11 protein-coding genes are annotated in these 14,494 nt (G+C 68.9%); 3 read left to right on the top strand and 8 right to left on the bottom strand.

Going from position 1 to position 14,494, the window contains the following annotated elements; translation table 11 throughout:
- Positions 1-25 precede the first annotated feature (25 nt).
- Together DFS13_RS26390 and DFS13_RS26385 are read left to right on the top strand one after the other, a co-directional pair.
- Entirely contained in the window at positions 26-1,684 is a 1,659-nt protein-coding gene (locus DFS13_RS26390) for a bifunctional 3-(3-hydroxy-phenyl)propionate/3-hydroxycinnamic acid hydroxylase (protein WP_034200737.1), read from the top strand.
- 13 nt (positions 1,685-1,697) lie between these two features.
- The gene (locus DFS13_RS26385) at positions 1,698-2,765 is read left to right on the top strand and encodes an alpha/beta hydrolase (protein ID WP_111442285.1); all 1,068 of its coding nucleotides are present in this window, start codon (positions 1,698-1,700) and stop codon (positions 2,763-2,765) included.
- A gap of 45 nt (positions 2,766-2,810) precedes the next feature.
- Here the strand turns inward: DFS13_RS26385 and DFS13_RS26380 are convergent, their stop codons facing one another.
- Together DFS13_RS26380 and DFS13_RS26375 are read right to left on the bottom strand one after the other, a co-directional pair.
- Positions 2,811-3,251: a nuclear transport factor 2 family protein gene (locus DFS13_RS26380; RefSeq protein WP_006490563.1), complete on the bottom strand. Its 441-nt coding sequence runs from the start codon at positions 3,249-3,251 to the stop codon at positions 2,811-2,813.
- 47 nt (positions 3,252-3,298) lie between these two features.
- A complete protein-coding gene (locus DFS13_RS26375) occupies positions 3,299-5,323 on the bottom strand; it encodes an FAD-dependent oxidoreductase (RefSeq protein ID WP_077021952.1) in 2,025 nt (674 codons plus the stop codon).
- Positions 5,324-5,474: 151 nt separating this feature from the next.
- On the opposite strand from DFS13_RS26375, the gene DFS13_RS26370 reads away from it, so the two are divergent.
- Positions 5,475-6,041 carry a PadR family transcriptional regulator gene (locus tag DFS13_RS26370; protein ID WP_181461627.1) on the top strand — a complete coding sequence of 189 codons (567 nt, stop codon included), beginning with the start codon at positions 5,475-5,477 and terminating at the stop codon, positions 6,039-6,041.
- A gap of 159 nt (positions 6,042-6,200) precedes the next feature.
- On the opposite strand, the gene DFS13_RS26365 is transcribed toward DFS13_RS26370, so the two are convergent.
- The 6 genes from DFS13_RS26365 to DFS13_RS26340 all read right to left on the bottom strand — a co-directional run bounded on the left by DFS13_RS26365 (position 6,201) and on the right by DFS13_RS26340 (position 14,245).
- Complete coding sequence (locus DFS13_RS26365; RefSeq protein ID WP_060211639.1) at positions 6,201-7,181, bottom strand: NADPH:quinone oxidoreductase family protein; 981 nt, start codon at positions 7,179-7,181, stop codon at positions 6,201-6,203.
- Positions 7,182-7,320: 139 nt separating this feature from the next.
- Positions 7,321-9,150 (bottom strand): acyl-CoA dehydrogenase, encoded by a 1,830-nt coding sequence (locus DFS13_RS26360; RefSeq protein WP_060263198.1) that lies wholly within the window; start codon positions 9,148-9,150, stop codon positions 7,321-7,323.
- A 109-nt stretch (positions 9,151-9,259) separates the two neighbouring features.
- The gene (locus tag DFS13_RS26355) at positions 9,260-10,027 is read right to left on the bottom strand and encodes a class II aldolase/adducin family protein (protein ID WP_111442283.1); all 768 of its coding nucleotides are present in this window, start codon (positions 10,025-10,027) and stop codon (positions 9,260-9,262) included.
- A gap of 73 nt (positions 10,028-10,100) precedes the next feature.
- On the bottom strand, positions 10,101-12,425 hold the full coding sequence (locus tag DFS13_RS26350; RefSeq protein WP_069351971.1) for a xanthine dehydrogenase family protein molybdopterin-binding subunit: 2,325 nt from the start codon (positions 12,423-12,425) through the stop codon (positions 10,101-10,103).
- Positions 12,422-12,883: a (2Fe-2S)-binding protein gene (locus tag DFS13_RS26345; protein WP_006490528.1), complete on the bottom strand. Its 462-nt coding sequence runs from the start codon at positions 12,881-12,883 to the stop codon at positions 12,422-12,424. The genes DFS13_RS26350 and DFS13_RS26345 overlap by 4 nt, the downstream gene beginning before the upstream one ends.
- Positions 12,884-13,234: 351 nt before the next feature.
- On the bottom strand, positions 13,235-14,245 hold the full coding sequence (locus tag DFS13_RS26340; RefSeq protein ID WP_241308587.1) for a zinc-binding dehydrogenase: 1,011 nt from the start codon (positions 14,243-14,245) through the stop codon (positions 13,235-13,237).
- Between the last annotated feature and the right edge of the window lie 249 nt (positions 14,246-14,494).

Here is a 14,494-nt window from a genome sequence, read left to right as displayed (position 1 = left end):
CGAAACCGTCATGGAGACAACCCGCATGAATACCGAATCGAGCGCGCACGGCGAGCGCACCGTCGAACCCTGTGACGTCGCGATCGTCGGCTACGGCCCGACCGGCCTCGTCGCCGCATCGATGCTCGGCCGCGCCGGCCATCGCGTGATCGTCCTCGAACGCTGGCCGACGCCGTACGGCCTGCCGCGCCTCACGCACATCGACGGCGAAACCGCGCGGATCGTGCAGGCCAGCGCCGACGTCGATCACGCGCTGCGCAACGCGAAGGCGGTCGACACCTACCACTACCGCGACGCGAACGGCGACCTGCTGCTCGAACTGAACTGGACCGGCCGCGCGTGCGGCTATCCCGCGCACATCTCGATCTACCAGCCCGATATCGAGGATGCGATCGATGCACGCGCGAGCACGTTCCGCAACGTGACGATCCTGCGCGGCTGGGAAGTCGACACGCTGCAACAGGACGACGACGGCGTGACGCTCACCGCGCATCCGTGGCGCGGCGGCCAGGACGCGCAATGGACCGGCCAGCCGCGCACGATCCGCGCACGCTACCTGATCGGCGCGGACGGCGCGAACAGCTTCGTGCGCCGGACGCTCGGCATCGAGCGGTCCGATTTCGGCTACAACGAGCGCTGGCTCAATCTCGACTCGGAGAACAAGCGCGATCTCGGCGATGGCTGCGCGCGCACGACGATCTACTGCGACCCGGCCCGCGCGTACATGCACATGCCGATCGGCACGAAGCGCACGCGTTTCGAGCTGCGCGTGCTGCCGAACGAATCGACGGCCGACTGGGAAACCGAAGCGGCCGGCTGGAAGTGGCTCGACGATCACTACGGTTACGGACCGGACGACCTGACGCTGCTGCGCCACGTCGTCTACACGTTCGAAACGCGCATGGCCGAACGCTGGCGCGCCGGCCGCGTGCTGCTCGCCGGCGACGCCGCGCACACGATGATGCCGTACATGGGACAAGGCGCGTGCTCCGGCATGCGCGACGGCATCAACCTCGCATGGAAGCTGGATCTCGTGCTGACCGGGCGCGCGCATGCCGACCTGCTCGACACCTACGAAGCCGAGCGCCGCCCGCACGTGAGCGCGATCACGCAGATGTCGCTGTTCCTCGGGCAGATCGTCAACGAGGACGATCCGCGCAAGGTCGCCGAGCGCGACGCGGCGCTCCGCTCCGGCGCCATGCCGCCGATGCCGCCGTTCCCGAAGCTCGAGCACGGCATCGTGCACGCCGAAGCCGACGGTACGCTGCTGCCGACGACCGGCGCGCCGGCGCCGCAAGGGCGCGTCCGCCGCGGCGCGGCCGAAGGCCGCTTCGACGACGTGGTCGGCCAGGGTTTTCAGCTCGTCACGCGCGAGCACCCCGCCCGCCATCTCGACGACGCGCAGCGCGCGTTCCTCGCGCAACTCGGTTGCCACGTTGCCGTGCTGGCCGATGACGTCTGCGCGCCGGATGCGGTGATCGACGTCGACGGCGAACAGCACGCGTTCCTGCAGGCGCACGGCATCGCCGCGTACATCAAGCGGCCCGATTTCATCGTGTTCGGTTCGGTGGCCGACCTGCGCGGCCTCGGCGCACTCGTCGACGCCCTGCGCGACACGCTGCACTGGTCGCCCCGTTCCACCACGCCGGCCGCGGTGTCGGCCCCAACCGCCCACGTTTCGTGAAGGAGACGCACGCATGACGACCGAACTGTCACCGTTCGCGCTGTCGCTGCAACGCGCGATGCCCGTCACGCGCCTGCTCGATTGCGGAATGGACTACGCGGACGCCGTGGCGCTGCACGCACGCACGTCGGCCGGCGAACCATGGGACGTCGCGGCCGAAGCGCTGGCGGACGCGCAGCTCGCGCGCGCCACCCAGGCGGCGGACGCCGGCCACCTCGTCACGGCCGCCGACGCGCAGGCAATGGCCATCGCCGATCTGCTGTTCGCGCAGATGGCGTTCAATCACGACGTGCCGCGCAAGCGCGCGCTGTATGCTCGGCTCGTCGACGCGTCGCACGATCTCGCCCGCTGGTCCGACAAACGGATCGAACGCGTCGAAGTACCGTTCGACGCCGCGCGCCTGATCGGCTGGCTGGTTCGTCCGGCGACGGAGCGCGTCCGCGGCACCGTGATCGTGTTCGGCGGCCAGAGCGGCTGGGGCTTCGCGTACTGGCCGATCGCCCGCGCGCTCGCCGCGCGCGGCGTCGCGACGCTGCTTGCCGAAGGGCCCGGCCAGGGCGAGACGCGGCTCGAACAGCGGATCTTCGTCGACGTCGACATGACCGCCGCATACCGGCGCTTCGTCGATCACGTCGCCGAACGCGTGCCCGGGCCGATCGGTATCTGGGGGAACAGCATCGGCGGATTGTGGGCGGCGTCGACCGCCGCGGCCGACGAACGGATCGCCGCCTGTTGCGTGAACGGCGCGCTCGCGGCACCCACGCTGCTGCCGTTCCGCACGTTCGTCGAACAGGCGGCGGCGATGCTCGGCAACGACGATCCCGAGGCCGTGTCGGCGAACTTCGCGCGCATGCGTTTTTCGTCCGAACGCGACCGCATCGCGTGTCCGCTGCTGGTGCTGCACGGCGGCGCGGATCCGCTGATCCGGCTCGACGATCAGCAGCCGTTTCTCGACGCCGCGACGTCCGGCGACGCGACGCTCAGGGTCTGGCCGGACGGCGAGCATACGATCTACAACCACGCGTCCGAGCGCACCGCGTTCGCGTGCGACTGGTTCGTCGAGCGGCTCGCGCGGGCGTGACGAGATGCGGCGGCGGACCGGGCTGCGCGGCAGCCGCCGCACCGCTCAACCGCCGGTCTTGAATGCCGGCAACTGCTGCCCGAGCCGCGCGCCCATTTCCGCGCCGAGCGCCTGCAGCGCATTGAACGGCCGGACCATGACCTCGAATTCGACGATCCGGCCGTCGTCGTCGAAGCGGATCATGTCGATCCCCTTCAGCGCCTTGTCGCCGACGGTCGCACCGAACTCCAGCACGACGCTCTTGCCGTCGTCGGTCACGAACTGGCGGTGATACGTGAAGTTGTCGAGGATCGTGATCACCGTGCGCAGCGCCATCAGCAACGCGGGCGCCGGCCCGTACGGCTTGAATGCCATCGGCGAACGGAACACGGCGTCCGGATGGACGATCGATTCCAGCGCGCCGAAATCCTTGCGTTCGACCATCGCGTGCCACGCGTCGAGCGATTTCGCGACGGCGGGATGAACATTCAGCGGCGGGTGCGTCATCGCAGTCTCCAGTAACGTTGTTGGACGGGGGAAGAAACGAATCGGTATCAAAGGGTCGCGGCCAGCGTCGTGCCCTGGTGAATCGCGCGCTTCGCATCGAGTTCGGCGGCCTCGTATGCGCCGCCGATCAGATGCACGCGGCATCCGGCTGCCTGCAGCTGTTCCGCCAGCTCGCGCGACGGCTCCTGCCCCGCGCAGATCACCACGTTGTCCACCGGCAGCGTCCGTTCGACGCCGTCGATCGTCACGTGAAAGCCGTCATCGTCGATGCGCCGGTACGTGACCGACGACGACATCCCCACGCCGCGCGCCTTCAGCGCCGTGCGGTGAATCCAGCCGGTGGTCTTGCCGAGCCCGTCGCCGACTTTCGACGCCTTGCGCTGCAGCAGGTGCACTTCCCGCGCGGCCGGTTCGGGCCGCGCGGCGCCCAGCCCGCCGGCATTCGCATACGATCGATCGACGCCCCATTCGCTGAAGAACCGGTCCGCGTCGCCATGCTCGCCGCGATCGCGATGGACGAGATATTCCGCGACGTCGAAGCCGATACCGCCCGCGCCGACGATCGCGACGGAGTTGCCGACGGCCTTGTCGTCGCGCAGCACGTCGAGATAGCCGAGCGCCTTCGGATGACCGGCACCGTCGATCGGCGGCGTGCGCGGCACGATGCCGGTCGCGATCACCACTTCGTCGAATTCACCCTGCAACAGCATCTCGGCCGTCGCACGCGTATCGACGTGCAGCGCGATGCCGCGCAGTTCGATCTGCCGGCGGAAATAGCGCAGCGTCTCGTTGAACTCCTCCTTGCCGGGCACCTTCCTCGCGAGATTGAACTGACCGCCGATCTCGGCGCCCGCTTCGTACAGCGTGACCGCGTGACCGCGCTCGGCCGCCGTGACCGCGAAGCCAAGGCCCGCCGGCCCGGCGCCGACCACCGCGATCCGCTTGCGGCGCGGCGCGGGCGCGATCACGAGCTCGGTTTCATGACACGCACGCGGATTCACGAGACACGACGTGATCCTGCCGCTGAACGTATGGTCGAGGCACGCCTGGTTGCAGCCGATGCACGTGTTGATTTCGTCCGCGCGCCCTTCCCGCGCCTTGCGGACGAATTCGGCATCGGCGAGGAACGGCCGCGCCATCGACACCATGTCGCAATAGCCGTCGGCGAGCAGTTGCTCGGCGACTTCCGGCGTATTGATCCGGTTGGTCGCGACGAGCGGAATGCCGACCTTGCCCATCAGTTGCCGCGTCACCCACGCATACGCGGCGCGCGGCACCTTGGTCGCGATGGTCGGGATGCGCGCCTCGTGCCAGCCGATGCCGGTATTGAGGATCGTCGCGCCGGCCGCCTCGATCGCCCGCGCGAGCCGGATCACCTCGTCGAGCGTGGAGCCGCCTTCGACGAGATCGAGCATCGACAGCCGATAGATGACGATGAAGTTCGCTCCCACACGCTCGCGCACGCGCCGCACGATCTCGACCGCGAAGCGGATACGGTTGTCGTACGCGCCGCCCCACGCATCGTCGCGATGGTTCGTGCGCGCGGCGATGAATTCGTTGATCAGGTAGCCCTCGGAGCCCATGATCTCGACCCCGTCGTAGCCCGCATGCTGCGCGAGCGCCGCGCATCGCACGAAATCGGCGATCGTCTCGTCGACCTCGTCGCTCGTCAACGCATGCGGCGTGAACGGGTTGATCGGCGCCTTCAGCGCGCTCGGCGCCGCGAGCGCCGGGTGATACGCATAACGCCCGAAATGCAGGATCTGCAACGCGATGCGGCCGCCCTCCGCCTGCACCGCGCGCGTCACGACGCGATGCCGTTCGGCGTCCGCTTCGGTCGTCAGCATCGCGCCGCCGGGCGCCGGACGGCCGCGCTCGTTCGGCGCGAAGCCGCCCGTGACGATCAGGCCGGCCTCGCCGCGCGCGCGCTCCGCATAGAACGCGGCCATCCGCTCGAAGCCGTTCGGCGCTTCCTCCAGGCCGACGTGCATCGACCCCATCAACACGCGGTTCCTGAGTGACGTGAAGCCGAGTTCGAGCGGAGTCGTCAAATGCGGATAACGGGAAGCCATCGGGTGTCTCCATGTTTATGCAACAAGTTGCATTGATGGTAGCCCGCCGCCTTTGTTTATGCAACATGTTGCATAAACATGCGTTCGCCATTTGTGCTGCGGCCCCGATATGGCAAGATGCGGTTCATTCCGCCGCCTGCCTCGATCCGACATGTCCCTGCCGCACGCGCTTCTCACCGCCCTCGCCGAACGCCCCGGTTCGGGGTCCGAGCTCGCCGACCGTTTCGATCGCTCGATCGGCTACTTCTGGCAGGCGACGCACCAGCAGATCTATCGCGAACTCGGGCGTCTCGAGGAAATGGGCTGGATCGAATCGCTGCCCGCCGAGTCCGGTCGCGGCCGCAAGCGCGCGTACCGGATCCTGCCGGCCGGCAAGAAGGAATTGCGCCGCTGGATCGCCGAACCGGAAGATCCGACGCCGCTGCGCGAGGCGCTGATGGTGCGTCTGCGCGCGGAAGCCGTGCTCGGGCCGGCCGGCCTCGAGCACGAGATCCGGCGGCGCATCGCGCTTCATCAGGAAAAGCTGGATCTGTATCTGCAGATCGAGGCGCGCGACTTTGCGACGGCCGGCGCTCCGGCGGCCGGCGCTCCGGCGGCCGGCGATTCACGCACGAAGCGGCTGCAGCATCTGGTGCTGCAGGCCGGCATCGCGAACGAGCGGTTCTGGGTCGAGTTTTCGCAGCATGCGCTCGAGACGCTGCGCCTGCCGAAGGACTGAAGCCGCTGACGCAGGACGGGCGGCGTTCGTTTCAGCGCCGCGCGGCACCGCGTGCTCGCCTGCATAGTCCGGCGTGGTGGCAGCGGGTCGCGCCGCCCTTCGCCGTCATGAAGAAGCGGCCGCGCGGCCTGCATGGCGTCGCCGCGCGGCGAAACCGGATCACGCGTCCGGAAAAATCACGACCTTGCCCTTCACTTGCCGGTTCGCCATCCGCGCGATCGCGTCGGCCGCGCCGGCCAGCGACACGCGCTCGGTGATCGCGGGCCGCACCTTGCCGGCCGCGAACCATTCGGCGAGCAGCCGCATGTTCGCGGCATGCTGCGCCGGATCGCGCCGCACCGCATCGCCCCAGAACACGCCGAGAATGTCGCGCTCCTTCAGCAGCGCGAGGTTCAGCGCGATCTTCGGGATCTCGCCGGCCGCGAAACCGACCACGAGGAACCGCCCGCGCCACGCGGTCGCACGCAGCGCCGCTTCGCTGTACGCGCCGCCCACCGGATCGTAGACGACGTCGGCGCCGCGCCCGCCGGTCAGCTCGTCGACGCGGCGGCGCAGGTCTTCGGTCGCATAGTCGATCGTCTCGTCGGCGCCGGCTTCACGGCACAGCGCGAGCTTGTCCGCGCTCGACGCCGCCGCGATCACGCGCGCACCGAGCGCTTTCGCGATCTCGATCGCGGCGATCCCGACGCCGCCCGCCGCGCCCAGCACGAGCAGCGTCTCGCCCGCCTGCAGGCGCGCACGCTGCTGCAACGCGTGCAGCGACGTGCCGTACGCGAGCACGAGCGCCGCGCCCTGCTCGAACGTCATCCCCGGCGGCAGCGCGGCGAGCTGGTGCGCGTCGGCCACGCAGTGTTCCGCGAACCCGCCGTGCCCGGTGAACGCCATCACCGAATCGCCGGGCCGCCACGCGGTGACGCCATCGCCGACCGCGTCGATCACGCCGGCAAACTCGGCGCCCGGCGAGAACGGCAGCGCCGGTTTCACCTGATACAGCCCCTGGACGATCAGCGCGTCGGGGAAATTGAGCGATGCCGCCTTCACCTGGATCCGGACCTGCCCGGCCGCCGGTTCGGGAATCGCGACATCTTCGATACGCAAGCGGTCGATCGGGCCGAATGCGGTACACAACAGGGCTTTCATGCGCTTCTCTCCTTGCCCGGCGTGGCCGGGCATCGGTACGGTCCGCGGGCGCCCCCGCGCGGCCGGTTCACGACGCGCGCGCGATGGCCGTCGGCATCCGCGCGCTCGTCGATATTCCGGAATGTCGTTGAAGCCACGTTCAGAACCACGCGTCGCGCATGTCGAGCGTGGTCGTGTCGACGCTCGACAGCAGGTCGAGCTGTGCATCCACCTTCGGCAGTTCCCAGCGGAAGAAGTAGCGGGCCGCCGCGCGCTTGCCGTCGTGGAAATCGCCGTCGTGTCCGTGCGCGGCGAGCGTCACGTCGAGCCACAGCCAGGCGACGACGAGATGGCCGAACGCTTCGAGATACACGCTCGCGTTCGCGAGCCGCGTCTGCGGATCGCCGATCGCGCTCAACTGGCGTGTCACGTCGCCCAGCCGCGCCCAGCGCCGGGCCAATGCCTCGGCCTGCTCGCGCATGCCGGCATCCAGCGCTCGCGCACGCTCGACGGTCGCGCCGATCCGCGCATCGAGCGCGCGCAGCGACGCGCCGTCGTCCTGCGTGACCTTGCGGCCCAGCAGATCGAGCGCCTGGATGCCGTGCGTGCCTTCGTGAATCGGATTCAGGCGGTTGTCGCGATAGAGCCTTTCGACCGCGTAGTCGCGCGTATAGCCGTAACCGCCGTGCACCTGGATCGCGAGATCGTTCGCGGCAACGCACCACTGCGACGGCCAGCTTTTCGCGATCGGCGTCAGGATGTCGAGCAGGCGCGCGGCATCGGCGCGCACCGCCGCATCGTCGTGCGCACGCGCTTCGTCGACAAGTTTCGCGCAGTACAGGATCAACGCGAGCCCGCCTTCGACGTAAGCCTTCTGCGCGAGCAGCATGCGCCGCACGTCCGGATGATCGACGATCGGCGCCTGCGGCGCGGCCGCATCCTTGCCGGCCGGTCCGAGCGGGCGCCCTTGCGGACGGTTGCGCGCATAGTCGAGCGCGTGCAGATAACCGGTGTAGCCGAGCGCCACCGCGCCCGCGCCGACGCCGATGCGCGCCTCGTTCATCATGTGGAACATGTAGGCCAGCCCATGATTCGGCTGGCCGACCAGATAACCGATCGCGCCCGCACGCCCTGCCGGACGGTAACGCGTCCCTTCGCCGAAATTCAGCAGGCAGTTGGTCGTGCCGCGATAGCCCATCTTGTGGTTCAGCCCGGCGAGCACGACGTCGTTGTGCTCGCCGTTCGCATCGCCATCGGCGCCCGTCAGGAACTTCGGCACGATGAACAGCGAGATGCCGCGCGTGCCGGGTTGCAACCGACCATGTTCGTCGGGAATCTTCGCGAGCACGAGGTGGACGATGTTCTCCGCCAGCTCGTGCTCGCCGCCGGATATCCACATCTTGTTGCCGGTCAGCCGGTAGCGCGGGCCGAGCGGCGAATCGCATTCGAAATCGGCGCGCGTCGCGATGTCGGACAGCGACGAGCCGGCTTGCGGCTCGGACAGGCACATCGTGCCGAGGAAACGCCCTTCCAGCTCGGGGCGCGCGAACGCGTCGATCTGCGCGGCGCTGCCGTGCGCGACGAGCAGGTTCGCATTGGCGACGGTCAGGAACGGATACGCGGCCGTCGCGATGTTCGCGGCCTGGAAGAACAGGAACGACGCGGCTTCGACCAGCTTCGGCAAGCACATGCCGCCGAGTGCTTCGTCATGCCCCGCGGCGATCAGCCCGGCGTCCGCGAACGCGCGCACGGCCGGTTCGACTTCCGGGATCAGCGTCACGCGTTCGCCGTCGAACCGCGGCTCGTCGCGATCGCCGCGCGCCGCATGCGGCGCGAACAGGTCTTCGGCGATCCGCTCGCTGGTGTCGAGCACCGCGTCGAAGGTCTCGCGACTATGCTCCGCGTAACGCGGCAGCGCGACGAGCGCTTCGGCGTCGAGCCAGTCGTACAGCAGGAACGCGAGATCGCGTCGCGACATCAACAGGCTCATCGTGCTGCCTCCCGGGGTGCCGGCCGTGTCAGCCGAATGAAGGGTTGCGTGGCTCCAAGTGCTGGCAGGAATTTAGCACGGTCGTTCGCAAACGACAACGACGAACACGCTAGTCCGCGTAGCCGGGATCGCGCCGATCGAGCCGGCGCAGCAGCCCGGGCCAGACGAGCGCCCCGGCGCCCATCCCGCGCGTGACCGCGGCGATCTGCTGTTTGATGCCGTCGAGAATCGGCTGCGCGATCGGCAGCAGCGCCGAGCCGCCCGCCTGCGCGCGGACCTGGATCATGCAGGCCGCTTCGAAGAAGTACATCGCGACGAACGCATCGGCCGGCGTCGCACCGACGGTCAGCAGCCCGTGATTGCGCAGCATCAGGTTCGTATTGCTGCCGAGGTCGCGCACGAGGCGCGCCTTCTCGCCCTCGTCGAGCGCGATGCCCTCGTAGTCGTGATAGCCGAGCGACGCGAGCACGCCGAGCGACTGCTGCGACAGCGGCAGCAAGCCCGCTTCCTGCGCCGAGACGGCCACACCGTTGATCGAATGCGTATGCATCACGCATTGGGCATCGTCGCGGGCCGCATGCACCGCGCTGTGGATCGTGAAGCCGGCCGGGTTGATCTCGTACGGCGATTCGGACACCTTGCGGCCGTCGAGATCCACCTTGACCAGCGACGACGCCGTGATCTCGTCGAACATCATCCCGTACGGGTTGATCAGGAAGTGGTGCTCCGGGCCGGGCACGCGCGCGGAAATATGGGTGAACACGAGATCGTCCCAGCCGAACAGCGCGGTGAGGCGATACGCGGCCGCCAGGTTGACGCGCGCCTCCCATTCGGCGGAGGAAACCGTCTGCTTCACACTGACATCGGATGAGGCCACGTCACACTCCTTGTTCAAGGGGTCGATGCAAACCGGGCCGCACGATGCGGCCCGGCGCGGGACAGAGGTTGCGTCAACCAGCCTGCGGTTTCGCGAGCTGATCGGCCACCGGCAGGCTGCGGATGCGCGTGCCGGTCGCCGCGAAGATCGCGTTGGTCAGCGCCGGCGCGACGGGCGGCAGGCCCGGTTCACCGACCCCGCCGAGCGGCGTCGCGAAGTCGTCGGGCGCCACCAGATGCACGCGGATTTCACGCGGCGCCTCGTTCATTCTCAACACCTGGAAGCCGTTGAAGTTGCTCTGCTCCGGGTGGCCGTCCTTGAACGTGATCTCGCCGTGCAGCGCAATGCCGAGCCCCATCACCACCGCGCCCTCGAGCTGCGAGCGCACCCGTTCCGGATTGACCTGCGGCCCGCAGTCGATCGCGATGTCGACGCGCGGCACCGAGATCTTGCCGTCCGCGTCGACCTGCACCTCGCACACCGCGGCCGTGTACGACACGAAGCTGCGATGCGCGGCGATCCCGAGCCCATGCCCGTTCGGCAGCGTGCGGCCCCAGCCGGCTTCGCGCGCGACCGTCTCGACCACGCGTCGCAGCCGCCCCGTATCGACCGGATACAGCGCGGGATCCTCGCCGTAGTTTACGTTCTTCACCGTGATGTGCGGCTCGAAACGCCGAGCGGGCCCGATCAGCTCGAGCAGGAAATCCTTCGGATCGCGGCCGGCCGCGTGCGCAAGCTCCGACACGAAACTCTGGATGCCGAACGCATGCGGGATGTTGTACACCGAGCGGAACCAGCCGATCCTCGTGTGCGCTTCCGCGGCCGGATTCTCGAGCCGCACGTTCGGAATCGCGAACGGCAGATCCGCGATGCCTTGCGCGAGCTCGCCCGGCTGCTCGTGCACGACGCCGGCCCGGAACGTCGACTGGATCGACGGCGCGACCGTGCGATGCTGCCACGCGACCACCTTCCCCGATGCATCGATCCCGCCGTCGAACGCTTCGAGCGACACCGCGTGGAAGTAGTCGTGCGCGATGTCGTCCTCGCGCGTGAAGGTCAGCTTCACGGGCGCGCCGACCGCCTTCGACAGCAGCGCGGCTTCCACCACGTAGTCGGGCTTCGACTTGCGGCCGAAACCGCCGCCCAGCAGCGTCACGTTGACCGTCACGCGCTCCGCCGGCAAGCCGAGCGCCTTCGCAAGCTCGTCGCGCGTGGTCTGCGGCGCCTGCGTGCAGGTCCATACCTCGCAGCGGCCGTCGGCCACGCGCGCGACGGCCGCGGGCGGCTCCATCGTCGCGTGCGCGAGATGCGGGACGTAGTAGGTCGCGCGTACGCGTTTCGCGGCGCCGGCGAGTGCGGCCGCCACGTCGCCGTCGTTGCGGATCACGTCGCCCGGCTGCGCGGCAGCCGCTTCGAGCGTCTTGCGATATTCGGTCGAGTCGTAGCCCGCGTTGGGTCCGTGCTTCCAGTCGATCTTCAACTGCGCGCGCGCCTGGATGGCCGTCCACGTATCGCGCGCGATGACGGCCACGCCGCCGAGCGGCTGGAAGCCGGACGGCAGCGGCGTCGCCGCCAGTTGCACGACCTTGACGACGCCCGGCAGCTTCCCGGCGGCCGACGCGTCGAACGACGCCACCGTATCGCCGTAGGCCGGCGGCCGCGCGACGACCGCATACAGCATGCCGTCGAGCCGCGTATCGATTCCGTACTGCGCCCGGCCGCCGACGATGTCGCGTCCGTCGATCAGCGCCGTCTTGCCCTTGCCGATATAGCGGAATTCGGCCGGCGCCTTCAACGGCACGCTTTTCGTATCGGGCACCGGCAGCGCGGCCGCCTTCGCGGCCAGTTCGCCGAAGCCGAGCTTGCGCCCGCTCTTCGAGTCGACGACCTCGTGCACCGTCACCTTCACCTGGCGCACGTCGACGCCCCATTCGCCGGCGGCTGCCTGCGCGAGCATCGTGCGCGCGGCCGCCCCGGCACGGCGCAGCGCGGCGAAGCTCTGGCGCAGGCTGCGCGACCCGTCGGTGTTCTGGTTGCCGTAGCGCGGCTCGTCGCCGACCGCTTGCGCGACCTTCACGCGCGCCCAGTCCGCGCCCAGTTCGTCGGCCACCACGAGCGCCACGCTCGTGCGCACGCCCTGCCCCATCTCGGAGCGGATGCAGGTCACCGTGACGGTGCCGTCCGGTGCGATCGCAACGAACAGGTTCGGATCGTCGCGCAAGCCGTGCGGCATCCCGGCGCCGCCATACTGCGGATTCGCGCTGACGGGCGGCTGCACCGGCGCGGCCGCCCGAGCGAGCGACGGCACGCCGAACGCGAGCAGCAGCCCGCCGGACGCGAAGCCGAGCAGCAACGCGCGGCGGCTTTCGTTGTGGACGGAGAGTTCGGGCGCGCTCATGCGGCACCTCCGCGGCGCACGGCCAGCCGGATCGCGGCACGAATGCGCGTATAGGTGCCGCAGCGGCAGATGTTGCCGGACATCGCATCGTCGATGTCGGCGTCGGTCGGATGGGGATTGGTCTTCAGCAGCGACGCGGCCTGCATGATCTGCCCGGACTGGCAGTAACCGCATTGCGCGACGTTCAGTTCCTGCCACGCCTGCTGCAGCGGGTGCGTGAGGTCCGTCGACAGCCCCTCGATCGTCGTCACGCGCTTGCCCGACGCCGCCGCGACGGGCGTGATGCACGCGCGGATCGCCACGCCGTCGAGATGCACGGTGCACGCACCGCACAGCGCCATCCCGCAGCCGAACTTGGTGCCGGTGTGGCCGAGCACATCGCGCAGATACCAGAGCAACGGCATGTCGGGATTGCCGTCGAAGTGCTGCTCGCTACCGTTGACGGTCAGCGTGATCATCGTTCACCTCCTGGTTGCGATGCCCGCCGGGCAGGCATCGAGTGGGGATTCGAACGGCGCGGCGCACATTCCGAACGACCAGGCAGGCGTGGCGCCGTTTCGTCGACCGTGTCGCGTGCAGGCACGGCCGGGCGGATGCTGCGAACGATGCCGTCGGCCGGTTGCCCGCGCAACCTTTCGACGCCATTCCAGCCGGCCGCTCGTCCGCATGAATCGCCGTCCGCATTATCGAGCCATTTCGGATTTGATGTCGGATCGGCGCGGTTCGAGCGTTTCAGGCAAACGGCACGGGAATTCGGCCGGACACGGCATGCGTCGCCGGCCGATCGCGCCACGCGCCGACCGCTTCCGTCAGTCGACCAGCACCACGGGCTTGCCCGAGAACCGCCGCTCCCGCAGCCCTTCCAGTTGCGCCGGCAACTTCCCGAAGTCGCCGGTGACGCGTGCTTCGGGTTGCATCCGGCCGTTCGCGATACCGGCGAGCAGCATGCTGCCCGCCGCGGTCGTCTCGAGCCACGCCGCATCGTCGCCATAGGTGTGCAACGCATTCAGCGCGACTTCATGAAGCGACGCGCTCGACGTGAACGGCGGTAGCGGCGGCGTGTCGAAGCGCCCCTGGATGCACACGATATGCCCGTTCGCGGCCACGGCAGGTGCCCAGCAGGCCGCATGCCGCGCATCGACGCTGTCGAACACCGCATAGAAACGCCGGGCCAGTTCGGGCATCGCGCCGATCGTTGCATCGACGGGACGCGGCAGGCAATGGCTTGCCCCGCGCTCGCGCAGGCGCTCCCAATGTCGTTCGTGGCTCGATACCGACACCACGAACCCGCGAGCGGCGGCGATCTGCACCAGATAGTTGCCGACCGCGCCGCCTGCGCCGCTCACGAGGATTTCCCTCGCCGCACGGCACGGCACCTTCTCGAGCGCCTGCCATGCGGTCAGCGCCGGGCACGGAACGCTCGCCGCCGTTTCGAAATCGAGCATGTCGGGCACCGTCAGCAGCACGCCGGCCGCAACCGGTGTGTATTCCGCGAAACTCCCGTGCTCGCCGAGCGCCTGATGATAGGCGACGCGGCGGCCCAGCAGGTGGCGCATCGCGTCGTCCGCGACCGCGACCACCGTGCCCGCGCCATCGACGCCGGGCACATGCCCGGGGCGCCAGTTCACGAGCGCGCCGCCGAGCACTTTCCAGTCGACCGGATTGAGGCCGATCGCGTGATTGCGGACCAGCACCTGGCCGGGTTTCAGTCCCGGCGTTTCCCGTTGTTCGAGACGCAACTGCGCGGGATGCTCGCTGCCTTGCCAGGTCCACGCGCGATAGCGGGCCGGCAACGAGGCTTGATGAATGGATTGAGTCATGGGGGAATGGCAGGGTGTGACACACGACGGGCGCTCGGCGATCGCGTGCAAGTGCAAGGAGCCCGCATCGGATTTCGTCGCGTCGATGCGATTTCCGGAAGATGCGGGTGGGATATCCGCTGAAGTATCCGTGCGCGGCGCCGTTTCGCGAAAGAGGCTTCCCGCGAAAACACTTTTGAATGCATCGGGAAAATGGGTTCCGGGTCGCGCACAGGCAAGCATCCGGCCGACCTCGCGGCCGGACCGGAT

This window comes from Burkholderia sp. 28_3, from assembly GCF_003253915.1.
In the GTDB taxonomy this organism is placed as follows: Bacteria; Pseudomonadota; Gammaproteobacteria; order Burkholderiales; family Burkholderiaceae; genus Burkholderia; species Burkholderia cenocepacia.
The sequence above is the reverse complement of the archived record's forward strand: the minus strand, read 5'-3'. Positions and strand labels throughout refer to the sequence as shown.